Annotated in this window: 13 protein-coding genes; 2 read left to right on the forward strand and 11 right to left on the reverse strand. The window is 41.6% G+C overall.

The features are described from left to right. Positions 1-35: 35 nt before the first annotated feature. The 7 genes from pknB (EDD57_RS03515) to EDD57_RS03545 all read right to left on the reverse strand — a co-directional run bounded on the left by pknB (EDD57_RS03515) (position 36) and on the right by EDD57_RS03545 (position 9427). Positions 36-1379: a Stk1 family PASTA domain-containing Ser/Thr kinase gene (gene pknB / locus EDD57_RS03515; RefSeq protein WP_424205289.1), complete on the reverse strand. Its 1344-nt coding sequence runs from the start codon at positions 1377-1379 to the stop codon at positions 36-38. A gap of 261 nt (positions 1380-1640) precedes the next feature. Next, the gene (gene pknB / locus EDD57_RS03520; RefSeq protein ID WP_243649429.1) at positions 1641-3374 is read right to left on the reverse strand and encodes a Stk1 family PASTA domain-containing Ser/Thr kinase; all 1734 of its coding nucleotides are present in this window, start codon (positions 3372-3374) and stop codon (positions 1641-1643) included. 32 nt (positions 3375-3406) lie between these two features. Then, positions 3407-4147 carry a Stp1/IreP family PP2C-type Ser/Thr phosphatase gene (locus EDD57_RS03525; protein ID WP_131848102.1) on the reverse strand — a complete coding sequence of 247 codons (741 nt, stop codon included), beginning with the start codon at positions 4145-4147 and terminating at the stop codon, positions 3407-3409. A gap of 170 nt (positions 4148-4317) precedes the next feature. After that, complete coding sequence (gene rlmN, locus EDD57_RS03530) at positions 4318-5358, reverse strand: dual-specificity RNA methyltransferase RlmN (RefSeq protein WP_131848129.1); 1041 nt, start codon at positions 5356-5358, stop codon at positions 4318-4320. 137 nt (positions 5359-5495) lie between these two features. Further along, the gene (locus tag EDD57_RS03535; RefSeq protein WP_131848103.1) at positions 5496-6626 is read right to left on the reverse strand and encodes a Ger(x)C family spore germination protein; all 1131 of its coding nucleotides are present in this window, start codon (positions 6624-6626) and stop codon (positions 5496-5498) included. After that, a complete protein-coding gene (locus EDD57_RS03540; protein WP_165873652.1) occupies positions 6610-7830 on the reverse strand; it encodes a GerAB/ArcD/ProY family transporter in 1221 nt (406 codons plus the stop codon). The genes EDD57_RS03535 and EDD57_RS03540 overlap by 17 nt, the downstream gene beginning before the upstream one ends. Next, positions 7817-9427, reverse strand: a complete 1611-nt coding sequence (locus EDD57_RS03545; RefSeq protein ID WP_243649426.1) for a spore germination protein — start codon at positions 9425-9427, stop codon at positions 7817-7819. Before EDD57_RS03545 ends, EDD57_RS03540 begins: the two co-directional genes overlap by 14 nt. 230 nt (positions 9428-9657) lie before the next feature. On the opposite strand from EDD57_RS03545, the gene EDD57_RS03550 reads away from it, so the two are divergent. Together EDD57_RS03550 and EDD57_RS03555 are read left to right on the forward strand one after the other, a co-directional pair. After that, on the forward strand, positions 9658-10860 hold the full coding sequence (locus tag EDD57_RS03550; protein ID WP_131848105.1) for a S8 family peptidase: 1203 nt from the start codon (positions 9658-9660) through the stop codon (positions 10858-10860). A gap of 133 nt (positions 10861-10993) precedes the next feature. Next, positions 10994-11830 (forward strand): cobalamin-binding protein, encoded by an 837-nt coding sequence (locus EDD57_RS03555; protein WP_131848106.1) that lies wholly within the window; start codon positions 10994-10996, stop codon positions 11828-11830. 159 nt (positions 11831-11989) lie between these two features. Here EDD57_RS03555 and alr read toward each other — a convergent pair whose 3' ends face one another. From alr to EDD57_RS03575, 4 genes are all read right to left on the reverse strand, one after another. After that, entirely contained in the window at positions 11990-13180 is a 1191-nt protein-coding gene (gene alr / locus EDD57_RS03560) for an alanine racemase (RefSeq protein WP_131848107.1), read from the reverse strand. Further along, positions 13177-14589: a UDP-N-acetylmuramoyl-tripeptide--D-alanyl-D-alanine ligase gene (locus EDD57_RS03565; RefSeq protein WP_131848108.1), complete on the reverse strand. Its 1413-nt coding sequence runs from the start codon at positions 14587-14589 to the stop codon at positions 13177-13179. Before EDD57_RS03565 ends, alr begins: the two co-directional genes overlap by 4 nt. Positions 14590-14591: 2 nt before the next feature. Next, entirely contained in the window at positions 14592-15671 is a 1080-nt protein-coding gene (locus EDD57_RS03570; protein WP_131848109.1) for a D-alanine--D-alanine ligase family protein, read from the reverse strand. A 367-nt stretch (positions 15672-16038) separates the two neighbouring features. Beyond that, the gene (locus EDD57_RS03575; RefSeq protein ID WP_131848110.1) at positions 16039-16590 is read right to left on the reverse strand and encodes a DUF4309 domain-containing protein; all 552 of its coding nucleotides are present in this window, start codon (positions 16588-16590) and stop codon (positions 16039-16041) included. Positions 16591-16737: the final 147 nt, after the last annotated feature.

The following is a 16737-nucleotide window of genomic DNA, read 5'->3' on the forward strand; positions in this document are numbered from 1 at the left end:
CAACTTTTTTGTAACCATTGGATTTTCTGCCCACTTTAAAGAGGCTTGCCTGCAAAGCCATTTGCCTTTTGCTCTGCTACTTGAACTTGCGTATTTCCGCCTGAATCTCCATTAGCACTACCATTGCTATGGCCACCCAAAAAACCAATAACCATATTAAATAACCATAGTGCAATGACAAAGATGAGTACGACAGTAACAAGTCCAAAGATCGCTTTTTTCCACAATGGTAGTTTTTGTTGGACATCGTCTAACCAAACAACCGTTTTCTGAAGAACCGTCTGCTCACCAACTGGAATGTTGCGCAGTGCTTCAATTCGACTCTTTGTCAATCCAAATCGACCCGTATGTTCGCCCGCAGGACGATCAAATTTACGCTCTTTCTCCTGTAAGTCATCGCCACTACGAAAACGATTCCCGCTCCTTATCGGTTCTGCGCCTGCCGCCGATTCCTTTTTAGAAAGATGAGTGTCTTCCATCAGTGGAACGGTTGAATAAAAATCTTTGGTACGCAACTCATCCTTATTGCTTCTCCAAGTAAGCTCATTGCGATGCCCAATCTGCAAGGCATAGCGAATATCTTGCATCATCGCTTTTACAGACGTATATCTCATCAATGGATCTTTTTCTAAAGCACGAAGTAAGATTTTAACAATATTATCTGGAATCTCTGGATTCATCTCCTGTGGATCTGGCACAGGCTCTTGCAAATGTTGCAACGCAATCCCGATCGCCGAATCACCATCAAAAGGCAGCTTACCCGTCAGCATCTCATAAAACACAACACCAAGGGAGTAGATATCTGATTTCTCCGTGATCACTCCGCCCCTCGCTTGCTCAGGTGAGAAATAATACACCGATCCCATAACAAAACCTGTTTGGGTAATCGTCGAAGAACTGGCAGCCCTGGCGATCCCAAAATCGGTTACTCTTGCCCGACCACCGGCACCTAGCAAGATATTATGTGGCTTAATATCTCGGTGAACGATTCCATTATCATGTGCACTGGATAAGCCATCGCCGATCTGAATGACGATCTCTGCTACTTCTTCCACAGGGAGTAGACCTTGTTCTTGAATATACTGTTTAAGTGTTGGACCTTCTATTAATTCCATGACAATAAATTGCGTGTAATCGTCTTCCCCTACATCGTATACATTTACAATATTGGGATGAGACAAACTAGCTGCCGCTCGGGCTTCGCGACTAAAACGACGAATAAACTCTTGATCATTACTAAGTGATTCACTAAGCACCTTCACTGCTACATTACGATGAAGAGACATGTCTTTTGCTTTATATACGACTGCCATCCCACCGCCACCGATCCTACTTAGGATCTCGTAACGACCACCTAGCCTCTTCCCTTCCATCCCCATAATTACTTTGCTCCTCTTCAACCCATTTACGATATCTCTGTATTCTCTTAGTAGGATTACGGAAATATTATCTTCTCTATTATTTTCCAGTTTATAAAATAATCAATAGTCACTATTAAAAAGGTATAAAATATCTAATTAACGGAAATACACATTTGTTACACACTATATTATTAAGAGGTTGCTTTTGTCTGTAATGAGACGGAAGCAACCTCTTGTGAATGAAAAATCATCTGTCCTTTACTCTTTTACTGATCAACATCATTGAGAAGGCGGATCCACTGAACATTTCTTTTGAGCATTTATCCATACTCGTACTTTACGATCTGCTGGAATTGGCTGTCCTGGAGCAGGATCAGTTGCCATAATTTGACCCCGAGAAGTTCTTAAAGATGTATCATTCCCGCAGTGGCTGTTGTCACTTATCACTTCAATATTGTACTTACTTTCTATACTTTTAAAATTGCTTTGAAAAACGCCTATAATCTCTTCCGGAACGGTACCTGCACTACTATCTGCTCCAGCTTTAGGCCCAAGACTCAAAGTAACCGTTACAGTGCTACCCTTTTGCTCAACATCAATCACTGTATCTTTCGACTCATCACTTTGCTGAAAGATTTTCTTATCATCAATCTTTATATTGTTGTCTTTTGCCCATTTCTTCAGTTCATTAAAAGGCTTCCCTTTAAAATCAGCAGCCTTCTTTTGCTCTTTCTCTTGAGCCTGAGAACTCCCACCAGACTCTGGTTTCGCGCCACCTTTACTATCTTGGCCGAGGAATCCGATAGCGGTGTTAAATAGCCATAGAGCGAGGGTGAAGATGAGTACGACGCTAATGAGCCCGAAGATTGCTTTTTTCCACCATGGTAGCTTTTGTTGCATATCGTCAAGCCAGACGGCTGTTTTTTGAAGAACCGTCTGCTCGCCAACGGGAATGTTACGAAGTCCTTCAATCCGGCTTTTCGTAAGACCAAACTTCCCGGTGATGGAACGATCGAATTTCCGTTCGTCTTCCTGTAGCTCACTACCTCCTCGGAACTTATTATGGCTCTTTGGCACCGCATCTGCTTCAGAATTATCTTTTGAAAGGTTTGTATCACCCATGAGTGGGACGGTTGAATAAAAATCTTTGGTACGTGATTCCTTAGTGCTACCCCAAGTAAACTCATTGCGATGCCCGATCTGCAAGGCATAGCGAATATCTTGCATCATCGCTCTTACAGACGTGTATCTCATCTCCGGATCTTTTTCCATCGAACGGAGTAAGATTTTGACGATATTATCGGGAATGTCTGCATTCAGCTCTTTCGGATCGGGTACAGGCTCTTGCAGATGTTGCAAGGCAATCCCAATCGCCGAATCACCATCAAAAGGAAGCTTTCCTGTCAGCATCTCATAAAACACAACACCGAGGGAGTAGATATCTGATTTCTCCGTGATCACTCCGCCACGTGCCTGTTCTGGTGAGAAATAGTGAACCGATCCCATGACAGATCCTGTTTGGGTAATCGTCGAAGAGCTTGCGGCCCTTGCAATCCCGAAGTCGGTTACTTTTGCTCGGCCATTTCCACCTAGTAAGATGTTATGTGGCTTAATATCCCGGTGAACGATACCATTATCATGGGCATTGGATAAGCCATCACAAATCTGAATCGCGATCTCCGCTGCTTCTTCTACAGAAAGAGGGCCCTGTTCTTGGATATGTTGCTTAAGTGTAGGACCTTCGATTAATTCCATGACGATAAATTGCGTATAGTCGTCTTGCCCTACATCATAAACATTTACAATATTCGGATGAGACAAACTAGCTGCTGCTTGAGCTTCACGACTAAAACGACGAATAAACTCTGAATCATTACTGAGCGATTCACTGAGCACTTTCACTGCTACATTACGATGAAGAGACATGTCTTTAGCTTTATATACGACTGCCATCCCACCGCCACCGATCCTGTTTAGGATCTCGTAACGACCACTCAGCCTCTTCCCTTCCATCCGCATAATAACTTTGCTCCTCCTCAGCCTATTTAAAATATCTCTGTATTCTTTAGTAGGATTACGGAAATATTATCTTTGCCACCTGCTTGTATGGCTAGCTGAATTAGTTCATCAGCTTTTTCTTCAATCGTGATATCACTTGATAACACTAATCCAATCTCGCGTTCGGCTACCATATCAGTTAAGCCATCCGAACATAGAAGCAACATGTCATCCGGATTCCATGGAGTGTGAATTAAATCCACCTCTACATCCTCAGCGGTGCCAATCGCTCTCACAACCATATTGCGTTGAGGGTGATTCTTGGCTTCCTCTGTCGTGATTTGCCCGTATTTATGCAACAGATTCACATAGGTATGATCTTCGGTTAACTGATAAAGACCACCCTTATGCAACATGTATGCCCGGCTATCCCCTACATGACCCAGTACAACCTCACTTGAATCCATGATACCCGCTATTACCGTAGTGCCCATTCCTTGATATTGCTCGTTATTTTGCGATAAATAAAACACTTCTGCATTTGCTTTTCCAACCGCATTCAGTATGGAATTGGTCCGCTCTTCTGTGGAGACTTGAGAACTTCCATTTTGTAAGGTGGATTCAATCACCTTGACTGTTGTCTGACTGGCAATTTCACCAGCTTGATGTCCCCCCATACCATCTGCCACAATTGCAAGTACTGATCCATCTTCACGGCGGACAAGAACAGCACTATCCTCGTTTAAGTCACGCACGAGACCGACATTTGTGCGGTGTGCAATCTCCATTGCGGCTTACCCCTTTCCCATCGGCATTCCTAAATACTAAAGACCCATATGTGAAGAAATACCTTTCATTTCTATCATTTTGAAAATGGAAGAAGAAGATAGGAGCTATATCTCCTTCTTCGTTCAGGGTACTCTAACTCTATATTATATTGTAAACGATTTGGGTTAAGTTAGACTAACTTATTATGCTTCGCACGTAGTTGTCCGCATGCAGCATCTATATCGTGCCCTTGTTCACGGCGAATCGTCGTATTGATTTTATATGAATCCAATACTTTTTTAAACTCGAAAATCTGATTACGGGAGGTTCTTGTAAAGTCTCGCTCTGGTACATAGTTAACAGGAATGAGGTTTACCAAACAGTTCATTCCCTGTAACAGTTTCCCTAGTTCATGAGCATGCTCCAGTTGATCGTTTTTCCCACCAATGAGTGCATATTCAAACGTGAGCCTGCGACCTGTCGTCCGTAGGTAGTACCAACAAGCATCTAAAAGCTCAGCCAACGGATGCCTACGGTTAATCGGCATTAAGCTAGAGCGTAAGTCTTGATTCGGTGCATGTAGGGAGATGGCCAATCCAACTTGCCAGCCTTCATCTGCAAAACGATAAATATTAGGAACCACGCCACTGGTCGAAACCGTAATATGACGTTGTCCGATGTTAAGCCCTTTTGGCGAGTTGATAATCTTAACAAACTGAATCGTCGGCTCATAATTCTCAAACGGCTCACCCGATCCCATAATCACAACCGATTTTACTCGCTCTTCGGATTCGTCTAGCGCTTTTTGAGCCGTCATCACTTGCGCCACGATCTCACCCGCTGTTAGATTCCGTTTCAAACCGCCCAGAGTAGAAGCACAAAATGTACAACCAATCCGGCACCCTACTTGAGTCGTTACACAAACACTTACCCCGTAATTATGACGCATAACCACAGTTTCAATCGCGTGATCATCCACTAATCCAAATAAAAACTTAATCGTTCCATCTTGTGACTCTTGAGAGGTGATAATTTTTAATGGCTGTAGCTCAAATGCATCAGCTAAGTTGTCACGGAGTTTTTTAGAAAGGTTGCTCATTTCTTCAAAAGAATTAACTCGTTTTTCATATAACCAGTCCATTACTTGTCCAGCACGGAACTCTGGCTCACCATGCTCTTTCATCCAATCTTTCCAATCAGGTAAATCTAAATCATATGCAAATGGTTTCATAAACTTTTTCACCAGATCTTCCTCAATTTGTTCTTCATCATCCTTTACAAAACTTTCCCTATTATATCAATCCATAACGGGAAAGAAAAGGAAATAACCCCCTTTTTCAGCTCTTCTTGTTTCGAATTTTTGACAAGTTAGTCTGAGCTAATCCCATACCGATGAATTGTTACATGATACTTGGTTGTAATGGGGATGTTCGGATAATCCTCTTGCCAATTGATGCTTTTGTAAAATTTCGGTTGATACGCTCTCACATACTCTCCTAGATTAAAAACATCTGCCTTTAACTCTTTTTGAGAATGATTAACTAAATCTTTCATCTGCTTTTGATAGATCGTTGATACTTGATCACTAACATCTTGTAACACTTCCGTTTTTGATAAATCATCTGTGGATGTTTTCTCTTGAATAAGTCCAGTCACACCTATATTAATGACAACGGAGCCATCTGGATTCACCTTAATCTTTCGTTTACTACTATAAGGATGAAATGCGATCATGCCATCCTTACGCGGTACGATTACCACATGTCCTTTTTGATTGGTTCTAACTTGAAGGACGCCGGCAACATCTTCTCTTCCCTGTATGGCTCCAACCATTTTTTCTCCTTTAAATACAGCGATCCCATCCCACTTATACCCGCCTTCCGTGGGCTCCATATAGTTCATAATAGGAAATTGACACCCCGGAAGCCCCATATCAATTAGAAGTTGCCCAAGTGTAATATCGGCAAAAATGCCATTTCTCGTTCCAGAACGCAACATTCCTCGTATGTAATTGACTGGAATCTCTTCAGATGGCACTTTTACATTAAGCGCATCTTTTGCTTTTCCCTTCACTACAATTGGATACAATTGGCGTCGAACTTCGGAAGTACGTTTAATCGCATCCATAAAGCGTTCGATCCCCTTCTTAGCTTGTTCTTCAGAGATCATAATCACCTGCATATTCCCAAAGAATAATGGATCATTAGAAGAGACAACAATTTGATGCATAGCTTCCGAATACGTCTTTCCAACTCCGGACAGTAGTTCAAACGGCCCACTCGGCCCTTTCCCTCCTTCCGCTTGACCACCGCCCCCTCCTCCCACTACTTGATTTGGAATTGGGATTTGAACACTAATCTCTGCTATATCATCATCCTCTGTACTATCAATAGCAATAGCCGATACATATAACCGATCCTCTATCTCTCTCCTATCCCAACAACCAGCCAAAAGAGGGAAAATCAACGTGAGAATTATGATCTTAGGAAGATGTCGCATGATGATTTTCTTCTCCCTTCTGGTCTTTTTTCTTAGACGGGATTTTCTTACGACGAATGATCGCCAGTAAAAATAAAACGATTGGTACCACGATTGAAAAAACAAAGCCAATATAGCTGTATTCTTGAAACTTGGTGAAGAAATCACTTATATTTTCTGAAACCATCGCTCCACCATAGAAAAAAGGAAGCAACGCCCAAGCCACATACTTGGTTTGTTCTTCTTTTACTCGAAATGCTTCACAGATGGTACGAACTAAGACAAACTGTAAATTCGTAATTGCAATAAAAGCGATCACGACCCAAATTCCTAACACAAATGCCTCAATTCGCTCGATGACTAACAATTCAGGCCTCACCTCTTTATAAAAATCGAGGGCCGACCATAAATTTTTAGATAACGCATCTACTCCAAAAACAAGATATTGGGCAATGATGGTACTGGACAGTAAAACCGTAGTAGTCAGAATGGCCTTAGCACTCACCTTAGCAGAATGCTCCACCTTTTGGCTGTAACCCATTACTAAAAACAATACTTCAAATCCAGAAAACCCTAGGCCATTTGATAATATCCCTTTTCCCAATCCCCTCCAATCACTTTGGAGGAGAGGAAATAGATGAACCCATTCCCCTTTTTTAAACACAACATATAACTGTAATAAAAAGGGAAGTAAGATAATCGGAAATAAAAATTCATTTAGCATCCCAATCACTGCCGGACGAGAGTAAGAAGCGAAGGTAGACGCCAACAATAATGTCAGAATCGTAACTTCAATCGGTGTTTTAGGCAACAATGTAGTATTTGTCGCTTCACTAAATAGCCGCACTTGAAACGAAATCTGGTTCATCCAGTACAAAGCAAAACAAATAATAATCAAACTAGCAATTCCCTTACCGATCCACTTCATCCGCTTTGTTTCAAAAATTTCCGGGATGAATTGTACAAAAGTTTGACCTGTAAATCGTTGACATAGCTTACTGACCATATAAACGAAACCTGTAACTAGCAGTCCTGAGATCACACTCAACCAGACTCCATCTGCTCCTGCCTCCGCTGCTACAAAGCGAGGAAAGTTCAGTAAAGGCGCTCCAATAATAGAAAGTATAATCAAAACATAGATCTGATAAGAAGAAAGACTGCCTCGATGATCGACTTTTTTAGAGGAAGCTGACTGAGGAGATTGTGATGAATTATTTGGTGTCATTGGACGCATCCCTCCCTGTCTTCACAGCCTCTTCTGAGCTCAGGTTTTTCTGCCTATATCGATCCTGTGGCTTCAAGAAACTAGGACGAGCATTCATATACTTCCACGGAACCCGTATGATAGCGTCCCTCACTGCCTCCCAACGAAGCGGAGCAAATGGAGTCATATAAGGCACACCAAACGAGCGAATTTGAACCATATGAAGAATCATCAACATCAGAGAAATCATGATCCCAAACAGCCCTAGGATCGAAGCAGCAATCATGAGTGGAAATCGTAGCAAACGAATACTAATCGCTGCATTATAACTAGGATTGGCATACGAACTAATCGTCGTCATCCCAACCACAATCACGATCGCAGGCGATACCAGTCCCGCTTGTACGGCCGAAGTACCGATTACCAAACCCCCTACGATTCCGATCGTGGGTCCAATCGGTCCCGGCAAGCGAATACTTGCCTCCCTGAGCACCTCAATACTTCCTTCCATCAACAGTGCCTCGACAATAGATGGAAAAGGAACAGATGCCCTTCCCGCAGCCATCGCGATGGATAATTGGTCTGGAATCAACTCAGGATGAAACGAGACAAAGGCGATATAAAAAGCAGGCAACAACAAGGCAATCGCAAAACTAAATAGACGAATCAGCCTTAAGAAACTAGAGATAAGATAACGCTCATAATAATCCTCAGGACTATTGTAAAATTGGGTAAAAACAGCAGGAGCAATCAAAGCATGGGGAGATCCATCTACCAAAATAGCCACTCTTCCTTCTAGTAGATGTGCCACTACCGAATCAGGACGCTCTGTGTTTTGGATTTGCGGAAACGGTGTCCATGTTTGATCCTGCAAAAATTCCTCTAGGTACCCTGTTTCTAAAATCCCATCAATCTTGATATCTTTTAACCGGTTTCGAGCCGTCTCCACGATCTGCTCGTTCGTTAATCCTTCTACATAAAGAAGGGAGACAGCCGTTTGGGTCCGCTCTCCAATCACAAAAGATTGAATCCGAAGATCTGGATCTTTAAATCGATGCCGAATCATAGCCAAGCTAAAAGTAGAAGTTTCACTTAAGCCCTCACGAGGTCCACGCACTACAGACTCCGCACGTGGCTCCCCGACACTCCTCGTGGTCCAACCCTTCGTACCGATCACGAGAGCTCGAGTCGTCCCTTCCAATAAGAAGATCGTATCACCGTTTAAAATCCCGTTGATCACGTCCTTCATCTTCGTGATTTCCTTGACCTCTCCCGCCTCGATCAACTTCTGGACAATATTCTTCCATATATCCGTTTGATCCTGAATTTCCTCTTGCATCAAAGGCCGCAAAATATAGTTATGAGTGATATCCTTATTCACCATCTCATCGATATAAATAACCGCACCCGTCGAATGTTCTGGTGTTTTCATCGCAAATGTCCGAGTAATAATATCGGTTGAGTTTCCAAATACATTCTTTAGAAAATCCAGATTCTCATCCAGATTCTTAGAAACACCTTTATTTTCAGAGCGTTCTTCCACTTTCTTTTTACTCTGTTGCTCTAATATTTTCTTCCGTTTCTGATCACGTAGAAAGCGCAACTTTCTCATTTTCATATACATTCACCACCACAAGATTATGATGTGCGTGATGCATAGAAAGAATACGTGATGTTTGCGTAATTCACTGACATAGTTATCAACCTAATTCTCATTTATGGTATTTATGTTATTTCGTTCATTTTTCTTAATGGAAATGTTATTGTTATAAAAATACATAACAAAGGAGGAATAGTCCGATTTTTTATGGCATGATTTTTATCCTAGAAAGTAAAAGGGGAAATAAAATGAAACATATAAAGCATTGGTACTCTTTGTTAATGGTTGTAGTTCTTGCTTCCTCCTTATCATTCTCAGGCTCATTTACCGCACAAGCGGCGCCTGATAAAATCAGTACCACTGAAAATGGAAGAATCATTGTCAAATTTAAAAAAGAAGTCTCTTCAGAACAAAAAAATAGTCTTTATCAACAGAAAAATGCAAAAGTGATCTCCCACAATTCACAAATCGGCTTTGACGTCATTCAGGTTCAAGGGAAATCTGTACAAGAAGCACTGCAAGAATATCGTAAAATGCCGAATGTAGAGTATGCAGAGACAAGTAAGGTCTCTCAAGCAGTATGGACTCCCAATGATCATTACTACTCTTCAAATCAAAGCGCACCCTTGCAAAAAATGCAGATTCCAGAGGCATGGGATATTACCCGTGGAAGCAGTGATACCGTGGTAGCGGTTGTTGATTCAGGCGTTCAAAGCAGTCACCCTGACCTAAAGGGAAAAATCATCGCAGGTTATGATTTTGTACAAAACGATAATGATCCAAGTAATGACGAACTGGGACACGGTACACATATAGCAGGAACCATCGCTGCACAAACCAATAACAGTATTGGAGTTGCTGCAGTAGCTCCAAACGTGAAAGTACTGTCCGTTCGTGTGCTAGATCGAAATGGATATTCGTACAGTGAGGTCATCGCAAACGGGATTACGTATGCCGTTGATCATGGTGCGAAAGTCATCAATGTAAGTATCGCTATGTCAACCCCTGCTCAAGTATTAGAAGATGCGGTCAACTATGCCTGGAGCAAAGGAGTCGTATTAGTAGCAGGGGCAGGAAATTCTTCTACTTCAGAGCCTTATTACCCAGCTGCCTATCCTAACGCGATCTCCGTCGCCGCAACAGATTCAAGCGATGTAAAGTGGAGCCGCTCCAACTATGGCACCACAGTAGATGTAGCCGCTCCAGGGGTAGGAATCATGTCGACCATTCCAACCCACTGGAACCCCGAAGACCCTTATACAACAAAAGAGGGAACCTCGATGGCTACTGCTAACGTATCTGGGGTAGCTGCACTGCTAGCCTCCCAAGGCCTCTCCCACACACAAATTCGCTCTGCACTCGAAGAAAGCGCAGATAAAATCGCAGGAACGGGCGAATATTGGAAGTTCGGAAGAGTAAATGCTTACAAGGCACTGACTAGCGTTCATTAAATAAAAAAGCTTGAGAACCCGTAATGGATTCTCAAGCTTTTTTATTTAGTCGTAACAGGAAAAGGTAGACACGATGACGCGCTATTTAGATAATAAAACATACAGCCACAGGAAAAAGAAAGGTGGAGAGACCATGCGAATTGTATCAATCTGTCCTAGTAATACAGAAATTATCCACTACTTAGGGGCAAAAGATCTGCTAGTCGGAGTGGATGACTTTTCAGATTTCCCCCCTGATTATGCTGATCTACCACGTTTAGGCCCCGATTTATCGATTCGAATCGATTTAGTCGAAGAATTACAACCGGATCTCGTCATCGCTTCCTTAAGCGTTCCTGGAATGGAGAAGAATATTCAACAGCTTGAGGAAAAAGGAATTCCCCATATTACGCTCAATCCAAAATCTTGGAATGATATTCTGGAAGATGTCTTGCTTGTAGGATCTTATATCGATCGATTACCAGAAGCTCAAAAGTTAGTGGCTCACTTGAACCAAACCATAGAGACAATCCGTTCACATATGCCCTCGCCCCAATCCATTCCTCGGATTTACTGGGAATGGTGGCCCAAGCCAATCTTTACACCCGGACAAGGAAATTGGTTAACCCAAGTATGCACACTAGTAGGATCCTATAATATATTTGCCGATTATCCTCAAGAAAGCGTCCAGACAAATTGGCTTGAGGTGGTAAAACGTAATCCAGACCTCGTTATGGTTGTATGGACTGGGATTGAGAAGCATCGAATCAAGAAGGATATGTTTACAACTAGGCCCGATTGGCAAAACACCCCTTTAGCTGACCCTAACCTCATCCATATATGCGAAGAAGGCTGGTTTTGTCGACCCTCTCCCCGTCTGTTAGTCGGAATCAAGCATTTGGCTCACGTATTAGCTCCCTCTCACTTCGAGCCCGCTACTGAAGACCTGTGGCAAGATCCACGGATTCAAAGAACTCCATATCCGAAGTGAGGTGATCATTTGTGAAGCATAACTTACTTGCCTTTTCATCAATTCGTATGGGCGATGACGACGATAACGCATAGACTGATCTTTTCCACTATAAAACTTCGCCCGATCGGGCTCACACATAAAAACAACTGAGACGGATAAAATCGCCTCAGTTGTTTTTTATCGTAATGCATAAGACTGTTTCGTATTACCATTACCTTCACTTACAATCTCCACGACTTCACCGCGATAATAATAGATTTTCGGAACTCGGTACGTAATCATGGAAGGGATTTCTTGAGGAACGCTCCCGATATGCTCTGCTAAATCATATAAGGTAATCTCTTCCTCCCCCTGTCTTCCAATCAATGTTACCTTCGTACCAAGTGGGTATTTACTAGGAAGCCGTACCATAATCTGATCCATACATATTTTACTAATAATCGGCATCTTCTTACCATCTATCAATACATCCATTCCTTGGAAACAGCGAAACCAGCCATCCGCATATCCAATGGGGATCGTGGCAATCCATTCTTCACCTTTTGCTTGGTACGCATTATCATATCCCACAAAGTCCCCTGCTTGGAGCTTCTTGATATGGGCAATTTTCGAGTGCAGAGATAAAGCGGGTTGTAGGGAAAATGGGATGTTTTCTTTCACATGTTGGGATGGATAAATCCCAAACATAGCCACACCAATCCTGACTACATCGAGTGCGTTTTCTGGGAAGCACAGGGAGGATGCGCTATTGGCACAGTGATAGTAATCAACCGATATCCCTGCTTCCTTTACCCACTCCATCATTTCTTGAAAACGAGCATACTGCTTATGGTAGTAAGTCGGATCACTGCTGTTAGCAGTTGCAAAGTGGGTATATACGCCTTCTACGATCACATCTCTATGACTTAGTAGAGAGACAATCTCGAGCCATTCCGACTTTTCACGAATTCCGATCCGCCCGAGTCCTGTATCCATTTTCAGATGAATCTTAAGGGGAGTTGTACTTTTCTTATACTGTCTCATCTCTTTTAACCACGATTCTTGGAAAACGGTAAGTGTCAGATCATGGTCGATAGCCAGATCTACATTAGATGGTAGTATAGGTGTTAGCACTAAGATAGGCCCTTTAATTCCTTGATTACGTAATACAATCGCTTCACTAAGCAGAGCTACTGCTAACGAATCTGCTCCTGATTTTAGGGCTAATTTCGCTATTTGAGTATCTCCATGCCCATATGCGTTCGCCTTTACGGCTGCCATGAAATGAGTAGCAGGAGGTAAATGACCCCGAATTTGACGGATATTTTCCTCTATACAATCCAGATGAATTTCGACCCATGCGTCACGATGTATCATAGAAGTGTTCATGAGACCTCCACTGCCTCTCTTGTGGAAGCACTGCTATCTTTCAACTCTTCTACTACTATATCTAATTTATTTTCTCTGGATCCTTTAATCAAAATAATGGAATCCGTTTCGGCAATTACTTTTAATTGATCGATTAATTCTCCTTGCTCCGCTGACTGATAGGAAGTTACTCTTCCCTCTGGAAAACGGCCTTTTGCTACCTTCGCAATATGTTCAGCAAGCTTACCCACTGTAAAGACATAATCGATGTGCTTTGGATCTAATTGTTCTCCTACTTTCTCATGTAGGGAGACTTCATCACTACCTAATCCATTCATATCGCCTAGAACGACTATTTTTTTTTTGTAATCTAAGGTTGAAAGTGTTTCTAACGAAACACAAAGGCTTGATGGGTTTGATTTATAGGAATCATTCAAGATGGTATATTTGGGTGTTTTAATTAGCTCATTACGTCCTCCCGTAATTTTAGCTTGTAAGAAGCCGTTTCGAATCTGTTCGTTCGAAATTCCATAATAGTGACAGACAGCGATGGCAGATAGAGCATTCAATACTTGATATTTTCCTAACATCGGTAAATAGAATATAGGTCGCTGTACGGGTAGGGAAAACGAGATTCCTTCTCTTTCAATCGAGATAAAAAATGGATAGTACGAATTACTAGATTTCAGCCCTACCGTAACCGCCCGATCACCTAGATTTTGTATTTGAACGGCTTCTTGTAATAAAGGCTCGTCCCCATCGTAAATGAAGGTGCCATTATGTCTTAACCCCGAGAGAATTTCTAGCTTAGCTTGAGCGATCCGCTCTCTCGTTTTTAATTGATCCAGATGCGCTTCTCCGATATTCGTGATAATCGCCACATCCGGCAAAGCAATAGAAGATAATAGCTCAATTTCTCCCAAGCCAGACATCCCCATCTCGATCACAGCCATCTCCGTTTCAGGTTCCAACTGTAAGATAGTCAAGGGCACTCCCAAGTGGTTATTTAAATTACCGAATGTTTTTTGTGTCTTAAATTGCGTTTCTAGTAAACTTGCTAATATGTCTTTCGTAGAGGTTTTACCGTTACTTCCTGTAATCCCAATCACTTTGGTTTGTAGTTGCTTCCGATACTCCCTCGCTAACGTTTGTATGGCGACAAGCGTATCTTTTACATAGATAACGGGGATTTCAGTGGGTGGACATGGCTCTCCTTCCATCCACAGTGTAGCGGTAGCACCCAGATCTATGGCTTTTTGCACAAATTCATGGCCATTAAAATGTTCTCCTTTAATGGGAATGAATAGGTTTTTAGACTGCACGGTTCGCGAATCAATGGAAACTCCTTGAATCTCTACATGTTGATCTAGATTCGAAAAAAATGCTCCATCCAACATCTCTACTATTTGATGTATCGTTCGTTTGATCATGTCTACTCACCCCTTGTATATTGGATTTGTCTTGAATTCTGATGACGTTCGATAGCAAGATCAATAAATGTTTCGATGATCTCTGGATACGTCATGCCATTTGTTGCTTCCCACAGTGCAGGGAACATACTGTGGCCTGTGAATCCTGGGAATGTATTTACTTCATTTACATACAGGTCATTTTCTTCGGTAACAAAGAAATCTACACGCATCAATCCAGAACCATTTAATACTTGAAACGCTTGTTGGGAGATTTCTTGCATTTTTTTGTGAAGTGAATCCGGAATATGGGCTGGTATAACCGGAATCAAATTTCCATCTACGTACTTAGCGTTATAGTCCATAAACGATTTCTCTAAAATATACTCTCCGGCAACGGAGCATTCGGGATTTTCATTACCGATTACGGCTACTTGCATCTCGCGTCCGATTACTTCTTTGTCTACCACTACTTTTTGATCAAAGGTAAAAGCATCCTTTAATGCTTCTATTAGCTCATCTCGATTCTGACAACGGTGAACTCCCACACTCGATCCTAGTTTTGCTGGCTTGACGAAGCATGGATAGCCAATTTTATTTTCAATTTGTTCAAAAATTTGGCTATCACGTCGCCTCCACTCCTGAATCGTAAAGAATACATATTCCGCCTGTGGAATTCCTACTTTAGAAAAGATTTCTTTTGTCATCGCCTTATCAATGCCGATGGCAGAAGGCATAATTCCATTCCCGATATAAGGAACATCGATTAATTCTAATAGCCCTTGTATCGTTCCATCTTCACCATAAGTACCATGCAGAGCAGGGATGACTACATGTTCTCTTCCCGGTGAAAAACACTCCTGTAAAACGGTTGCTAATGAGAGTGTAGGAGTCATATCAACGTCTACTTCCCCTTCTCTTAGCTCTTTCAATTCTTCTGTTACCTTTCCTGTATTACACCAAATTCCCTCATTATTTATATAGATTGAATAAACATCGTACTTCTCTTTATCTAACGCATTTATAATCGCTAATGCCGTCCGCTTTGATATTTCATGTTCAACAGACTTTCCACCATACAGGACATATACTTGTGTATTCATAACTTCCTCCGTTTTTATATACATTTACTTACATATAAACAATAGAATTTATGTTAAATAAAACTTGCAATCTATTTGATAACCAATTGAATGATTTATACTCTATATGAAAAGGAGAATTCCTTCTAACGATTTACCTTAATAGAACCTTACAGTTTTGTAAGTCAAAAAGGCTACTTGGGATCACGGAATCTGTATTATCAACGACTATAACCAATAGGGATCAAGATAAGATAAAAATGAAATGAAGATAAAATAAAAAAATAAACACTATATCACCTAGGTCCTTACGTTATCCCAAAGAATGAACAAGAAGACTCAAAGGCACCTTACCCTTTGAGTCTTCTTGTTCATTCTTTGGATGATATTATGGAGTGTTATCTTTCTTCACCATTACCGAAAGAAGCTCTAATTCACCATGTGGCTTGGTCATGTTTGTCCAATGAAACTCGATTACATTTTCGCCAACATAGTATAATTCGTGGAGATTTCCAGCTCCTATATCAGAATCAAATGGTTTACCCAATGATTTCTCCACTTTTTGATGCGTGAGGGCTAGGAGCCGTGAATCTCTTGATGAAACGGATGAGACCGATTGTTTTGTTAGGCCAAATGTGACGTTTCGTTTGGAATAATCAAGGGTGAATCTGTCTTGATACGCAGGTTTCCCCCATTTTTTCAGGATCTCTTTTTTCTGAGAATCAAGCCCAAATTTCCCGCTACCTAGTACTTTCCCTTCAGCAGCCAATTGCATGGTTTGTTTGAGAATGTCTTGACTTTGATTAGATGAATCTACTTGCGCCTCCGTGATCGGTGCAGCAGATGCTGGCGCAGTAAAATTCAGGCTACACACAGCAAATACTCCGATTGATGCCATAACAGCGCTTCCCCATAGTACCTTTCTACGTTTCGCCTTCATATTTTTCCCTCTTTTCTCTATATTTTAACTACTATCTAAAATGATACAGATTATTTTGTACAAAGGGAATGATCATATACATGTAGATGTGACAAAAATACAAAAAATTCCTTTTATCATTTACAGTCCAAAAGAAAAACACCCAAA

Source organism: Baia soyae, from assembly GCF_004341445.1.
Lineage (GTDB): Bacteria > Bacillota > Bacilli > Thermoactinomycetales > Thermoactinomycetaceae > Baia > Baia soyae.